Here is a 6657-nt window from a genome sequence, read left to right as displayed (position 1 = left end):
GTCTATCTAAACTCGAATTTCCAATCATATTTTGTCTGTACCTTCTAAATATATTTCTAGGCTGAGTCTGTTTTAAACTATTATCATAGCCTAATTCGATTATAATCTGTAAAAAAATATCATTTATTTCTTCTTCTGTCTTAACTAGCGTGATATTATCTATTGTATTTCGGATGGTTTCGGATGTAAGTGATTTATTGTTTAGTAGATCTTCCCACGTTTTATAATCGTATGTATCTTTGCCGACTTGATGTAAACGATCAATTAGTAATCGATAAATCAGACCTGGTTTTGAGGGGTAAGATGGGTGTAATCGTTCTATTAATTTTGCAATTTCTGCGAATACATCATTTGAATATTTTTTTTCAGATAAATCTGTAATTATAAATTGGATATTGCTAGGTAATTTAGATATACTTAATTCTTCACTTATCTTTTTTTCCAGTTTTTCAATTTCTCCAGACGATAAATCTCCGATTGCTATTTTATCAAGCTTTAATCCTAAATTTTCGTCACTTAGTTTTAAATCAAAGCCTTTAACTGTTATTAAATTTATATTACTAATTCGAGTTGAATCAAATTTGTCATTCTGAGAACTTAATATAAGTTTTCCTAAAATAGAATTAGAGGATCCATTTTTTAGTTTTTTTCTATTAATTAAATCGCTTGCCTTTAAAACAGCATCTGTAGTTTTTATTTGATTGAATTCAAATCTTGCATTTTGAGCATCTAGGGAATCCGAAATTATAACATCCTCGTGATATTCTATAATTATCGCAAAATTTCGAGCTTCTGCAATATCATCTATAACTCTATATAATGCCCAATGATATTGAAAATCATATTTGTCAAATGTATATGAACCTGCTTTTTCTCTTTGGGGCGCATTTAGTGGGTTTTCCATATGAATTAAAATCTAGACAACTCAAAATTAACAATTATTTGATATAATCAATTAATATTAAATAGAAAATAATAGAACCTCTACTTTTCTTACTTAACACAAAGAGGATAAAATTTGAAGATGGTATATAAAACATACTTTCCTCAAAAAATATCCTCCTTAATAATTGTAATCGATAGTTACAACAAATTCTTCATCGCTTCATCTATCTGACTATTTTCAAAGCTATCTAAATAAATTTGAGTAACTTTTTCTGAACTATGCCCCAATGATTCAGAAATAATAGAAGTGTTCACTCCACTACGTTTTAATACTGTTGCATAGGTGTGGCGTGCCACATAGGTTGTAATATCAATAGGTAAATTTAATTCCGTTCCTATCTCTTTAAGACACTTATTGACCTTTGCTAAAACTTTGTGAATACGGTTAGCCTTTTGTACTTCTGTTTTATGGAAATCTGATAGAACAGGAAATAAGTAACAGTTATCTGACTTATATTTGTCTATAATATGCAAGGCTTTCTCTTGCATTGGAAGTTTAATAAGTTTCTTCGTCTTTTTTCGATTGTATATTAACCTCTTGTCAATTATATTATCAGCCTTTAGATAAGCCATATCAACGAAATTAATGCCACCAGATAAATAAGAAAAGTAGAATAAATCAATTGCTAATTGGGAATAATCGCTCTCTACTTTGTGATTGATTATAAGTTCTATATCCGCTTTTGTTATCGCTCGTTTAACTGTTCCTTTCCGAAGTTTAGATACTTTATATGCTTTAAAAGGGTAATAATCTGATTTAACGATATTCTCGCTAATTGCCTTATTAAATAAAGTCCTTAGTGTTCTGAAACGGACACCAATCGAATTATCTGCTAATCCTTTAGTTCTTAAATATGCCTCATATCGCTTTAGCCAATTAATATCAATCTCTGAAAAGTAAATATCCAGATGCATATTAAAATTTAATAAGGATGCTTTCAATTCTTTATAAGTAGATGCATACTTTAATCTACCTTCTCCCTGTAAACGATTTATTTCCGAATCGAATAATTGTTCTACTGTTTTTTTTAAAGAAGGCTCTTTAACTCGCTCTATTACTTTGGTTGCCGTAAATTCTTTATTCTCGGTTTTAAAATCTAATATACTTCCTGATAAATCTTTAATATTATCAGATATCAATGTTTGAATTTGCTCTTTATTGGGACAATTTTTGCGTGGTTTATTCTTATCAAAGTCCCAAAATTGAGGATGAATTGAAATACCTAGGCTTTTGTATTTCTTTTTGTTGTCTTTGCAGACACGAATCATTAGAGGGTGTTCTCCATTTGCTAAAGTTTTTGACTTGAATAACACCACATTAACTGTTGCGTTCATTGGTTAAACTGGTTTAACTCTTGGTTTAACTCATAGGTTTAAAACCATGTTAAAACAGTCATATTTCAAAAAAAGAAAAGCACCTACATTTCCGTAAGTGCTTTATTATTAAGTGGTCCCACCTGGGCTTGAACCAGGGACCCCCTGATTATGAGTCAGATGCTCTAACCAACTGAGCTATAGGACCTGATTTTCGGAGGTTATCCCGAAATCGGATGCAATATTACTGCTTTTTAGTGAGACTAGCAAGTTTTTGAGTAAAAAACTACCAGAAGATTTATCTCTCAAACCACGATAAAAACTAAGAAACTTTGTATCAACGTGATAAAATTGAACTACAAAAATATTTGTTTGTAATTTTTTTACTATCGGAGAAAAGATAAGCCGCTAAACAACAAACAAGCCACTATAAATATATAAAATAGTACTACTGTCCCCTTTGTTTCTCCTAATGCAAAGAAATGAGATAATAGGAATGATCCCACTCCCATAAAAATATACAGACTCACTTGCGGTGTTATATTTATAAAGATAGAGAATAATAAAGATAAGACTGTGAAAAATATCAATAACGATAAATATGCCCTTATCTTTATTTTATCCTTATGCCTGTTAAGGAAATTATCTCCAATGATAATACTCAAAAAAAGAATTATAAAAATAAGAGAAACCCATATAGCAATATCAAAACGCAGAAAAGGAAACATGACTAACTGTTGAGAACTGCTATAATGTAGAAAAGGAGAAAGAAATTCGTTTAGATTATCCGTAAGAAGATAAAAAGAGAATGTAGGGAAATATACTATAAAGACTCCCAAAAAGGATGCTAACAAGGATCTAAAACTAAAACACCTCATTATTACAAGGGCAATCCATGTTAATGGAACAAAAAGTAATAAAAGAGGCGTAAACAGGCTTCCTAAAGAAAGCATAAACGCTATTTTAAATGCAGCAACAGATCTTTCGGAGTGATTATAAGAGGCGAATAATATAGATACTGTAAAAAGCATGAATAATACCCCAATATACGCTGGAGATATCCACACCAACGAAGGATGACAGCTAAACAGTAAAATTATAATAGCGGGAGGCAACAGAGTCCGCCGCCTTATCAGTACAAAATCAGTATTGATATGAGCAGTCAATACAGCCATTGCAGATACAATAATACTACTACCTGCCAATGAATATAATGGATTACCCGAAAAGAAATCGAGCAGTTGCCAAAGATACCCTCCTTCCATATTTGAAGGCATAGCATTTGATGATACTACAAATGCTATCCTCATACATACTGCAAAAATAATAGAGATTATAAGAAATCCCTTCCCTTCCGCAATATGACTTTTATAAAATCTAGGAATAACTGCCATTTTATTTGAGATCGAAACCTATATCTTTCCTATAGTATTTTTTATCATAAGATATTACATCTGCATTCTTGAAGGATAGAGACAAGGCTTCATTCTTGGTTTCTCCATATGAGCTTATTGCAATAACACGTCCTCCGTTTGTCAGCACCTTATTATTTTCAAGCTTTGTTCCGGCATGAAATAAGATACTATCTTTTACCTTATCCAAACCCGACATTTCTTTATTCTTCTCATAGTCTCCCGGATAACCGCCCGATACAAGCATCACGGTAACAGCATAACGACTATCTATTTCCAGCAATTTACTCTCTAATGTACCTGTTGCAACCCCTTCTAACAAAGAAACAAAATCAGACTTTATCCGCAACATGACAACTTCAGTTTCAGGATCACCCATACGTACGTTATATTCAATTACCATAGGTTCTCCTTTGACCTCTATTAAGCCTAAGAAAATAAATCCTTTATATATAATTTTATCCTTTTTCAGCCCCTCTATTGTTGGAATAACAATGCGGTCTTCTACTTTTTTCATGAATACATCGTCAGCAAACGATACCGGCGACACAGCACCCATTCCTCCGGTATTCAGCCCCGTATCTCCTTCGCCAATTCGTTTATAATCTTTGGCTACAGGTAGTATTTTATATGAATCTCCATCCGTTAATACAAATACAGAACATTCTATTCCCGACAAAAACTCTTCTATAACAACAGTTTTACTAGCATCGCCAAACATCCCCGAAAGCATTTCTTTTAGCTCTTGTTTCGCTTCCTCTATATCACTTATTATAAGTACGCCTTTCCCGGCGGCTAATCCATCTGCCTTCAACACATACGGAGCCTCTAGCTCTTCTAAAAATAAATAAGCTTCGTCCAATTCATCTAATGTAAAGCTTTTATATCTGGCTGTGGGAATATTATGACGCATCATAAATTGCTTAGCAAAATCCTTGCTCCCTTCAAGCTGTGCTCCTATCTTAGAGGGGCCTATAACAGGAATATCTTTAATATCATCATCATTGACGAAGAAATCGTATATTCCTCTTACAAGAGGCTCTTCGGGACCTACAACAACCATATCTATATTATTATCTAAAACAAATTGTTTTATCTTAGGAAAATCAGTGGGCGATAAGTTTACATTTACAGCTATTTCATGAGTTCCTGCATTGCCGGGAGCCACATAAAGTTTCTGAACCTTATTGCTTTGCCTAATCTTCCATGCTAATGCATTTTCACGACCTCCGTTTCCTAATAATAATATATTCATAATTAAAAAGATAATATTTTGTTGTATTCTTAGCTAGATTCACTTAATAATAGGTGTCTCAACACAAGAAGAGTACCATGACACGTTAATTATTTGAGCAGCAAAGATACATGATTATTTTCTTAACATGAAATCAGAAATATTTATTGTAAGTTTGTACCCCTAAAAAAATGAAAATAGAAAGAATGCAAGAGGAAAAAGGAATCTTTAAGAGAGCAGAGCTATTACTGGGTGACAAATTGATGAACAAGATCTCTTCGGTAAGAGTTATTTTATTCGGCGTAGGAGGAGTTGGTAGTTGGTGTGCCGAAAGCCTGATTCGATCGGGAATAAGACATCTTACCATTGTAGATTCCGATAAAGTTTGTGAGACAAATATAAACAGACAACTTATGGCTACAACAAAAACGATTGGGCAACGTAAGGTGGAAGTATTAAAGTCTCGTTTGCTCGACATCAACCCCGATGCTGAAATAGAAATTATAGTTCAGGTATACAGCGAAGAAACTTCTGATTCTTTCAACCTTCAATCTTACGACTATATAATTGATGCAATAGATAGTCTGAAACATAAGGTACATTTAATTCGCACAGCAACACGAACTAAAGCAAAATTATTTTCTTCGATGGGTGCTGCCTTAAAAATGGATCCAACCCGAATTAAAGTTGCCGAATTTTGGAATGTAAAAGGCTGTCCGCTCGCTGCAGCCCTTCGTCGAAAAATGAAACAAGGAGAAAAACCGTGGAAAAAATTCAAATGTGTATATAGTGACGAAGTTTTAGAGAACAAAGGCCTGAAGTATGAACATGATGAGTCAAAGAGTTCAGAATTGCTAAAACAAGACAATCCGAGTGTGAAAGCTCAAACCAATGGTACGCTGGTTCATATCACAGCTACATTTGGCTTCACCCTAGCAGGACTTGTTATTCAAGATATCTGCAAAGAATAATTTCAGAGAACACTATAAAATCAGTATTATTTCTCATATTTGTAGTAATAAATTTAAATAAAACTACAATGAATGAATTAATTATTGATTACAATACGCCTTCTTCCACTAAGAAAACTATAAATATCATAACAGGTATTTATTTAACAGGATTTGCTCTTTATTTCTGTATTACAGAGGGGATTTCCGGTGGTTATGGTATATTATTTTTCAGTGCGCTTATAGCCTTTATTCTTGCTGCCATACTATTATTAAGCAACACCCTATGGGTTTCGGGAGCTATACTTTCAATCGATAACAATACAGTTAAACCGAATATCTCGGGACAGAGTAAATCTCCAATAGATTGGACAAATGTAAGTAGTTTAAATATTGGTATCAGCTACATTACTTTCTCTCTGAATGGAGGCCAGAAACAAAGAAAAATAGATCTCGTTACTTTAAAATACGATGATGTAAAAAGAGTAAAAAGCAAACTAGTAGAAATTTGCGAATACAAAAATATCCCTTATCAGAATGATTAAAATCTCCTTCTTATAATAAGACAAGACATACTATATAAATGAAATACCCTTTAGATACTCCAGACCTAAAGGGTATTTTTATGTATATTCTAATATTAAGAGCGGTGATTAAATATATCTACTAACTACATACTTCTTGTATCTTTCTATTATCCTTTGTAGCTTGGATTGTATCAATAACAAAAGTCCGCATACAGTTTCATGTATACGGACTTTGCTTAAAACGGCGGTAACCTACTCTCCCACTTTTACGCAGT

Annotated in this window: 6 protein-coding genes and 1 tRNA gene; 2 read left to right on the top strand and 5 right to left on the bottom strand. The window is 32.9% G+C overall.

What is annotated here, in order from left to right; genetic code table 11:
- From LDB17_RS07485 to purD, 5 genes are all read right to left on the bottom strand, one after another.
- Positions 1-904 (bottom strand): DUF4297 domain-containing protein (locus LDB17_RS07485; protein WP_393924970.1); only part of this gene is annotated, 904 nt, incomplete at its 3' end.
- 179 nt (positions 905-1083) lie between these two features.
- Complete coding sequence (locus LDB17_RS07480; RefSeq protein WP_252639532.1) at positions 1084-2280, bottom strand: site-specific integrase; 1197 nt, start codon at positions 2278-2280, stop codon at positions 1084-1086.
- A gap of 113 nt (positions 2281-2393) precedes the next feature.
- Positions 2394-2467 (bottom strand) — tRNA-Ile (locus LDB17_RS07475).
- A 178-nt stretch (positions 2468-2645) separates the two neighbouring features.
- Positions 2646-3653 (bottom strand): hypothetical protein, encoded by a 1008-nt coding sequence (locus LDB17_RS07470; protein ID WP_306541205.1) that lies wholly within the window; start codon positions 3651-3653, stop codon positions 2646-2648.
- A gap of 1 nt (position 3654) precedes the next feature.
- Positions 3655-4926 (bottom strand): phosphoribosylamine--glycine ligase, encoded by a 1272-nt coding sequence (gene purD / locus LDB17_RS07465; protein ID WP_252639530.1) that lies wholly within the window; start codon positions 4924-4926, stop codon positions 3655-3657.
- Between the two features lie 170 nt (positions 4927-5096).
- Here purD and LDB17_RS07460 point away from each other — a divergent pair, with 170 nt between their 5' ends.
- The gene (locus LDB17_RS07460) at positions 5097-5876 is read left to right on the top strand and encodes a ThiF family adenylyltransferase (protein WP_252639529.1); all 780 of its coding nucleotides are present in this window, start codon (positions 5097-5099) and stop codon (positions 5874-5876) included.
- A 68-nt stretch (positions 5877-5944) separates the two neighbouring features.
- Positions 5945-6400: a hypothetical protein gene (locus LDB17_RS07455; RefSeq protein ID WP_252639528.1), complete on the top strand. Its 456-nt coding sequence runs from the start codon at positions 5945-5947 to the stop codon at positions 6398-6400.
- Positions 6401-6657: the final 257 nt, after the last annotated feature.

The sequence above is a fragment of the Dysgonomonas sp. Shenzhen-Wh21 genome, from assembly GCF_043392705.1.
Taxonomy (GTDB): Bacteria; Bacteroidota; Bacteroidia; order Bacteroidales; family Dysgonomonadaceae; genus Dysgonomonas.
This window is presented reverse-complemented; position numbering and strand designations above follow the sequence as displayed.

Bases quoted from the DNA above. Each gene is read 5' to 3' on its own strand.
- LDB17_RS07455 (WP_252639528.1), top strand. From the start codon at position 5,945: ATGAATGAATTAATTATTGATTACAATACGCCTTCTTCCACTAAGAAA.
- LDB17_RS07480 (WP_252639532.1), bottom strand. From the start codon at position 2,280: ATGAACGCAACAGTTAATGTGGTGTTATTCAAGTCAAAAACTTTAGCA.
- purD (WP_252639530.1), bottom strand. From the start codon at position 4,926: ATGAATATATTATTATTAGGAAACGGAGGTCGTGAAAATGCATTAGCA.
- LDB17_RS07470 (WP_306541205.1), bottom strand. From the start codon at position 3,653: ATGGCAGTTATTCCTAGATTTTATAAAAGTCATATTGCGGAAGGGAAG.
- LDB17_RS07460 (WP_252639529.1), top strand. From the start codon at position 5,097: ATGAAAATAGAAAGAATGCAAGAGGAAAAAGGAATCTTTAAGAGAGCA.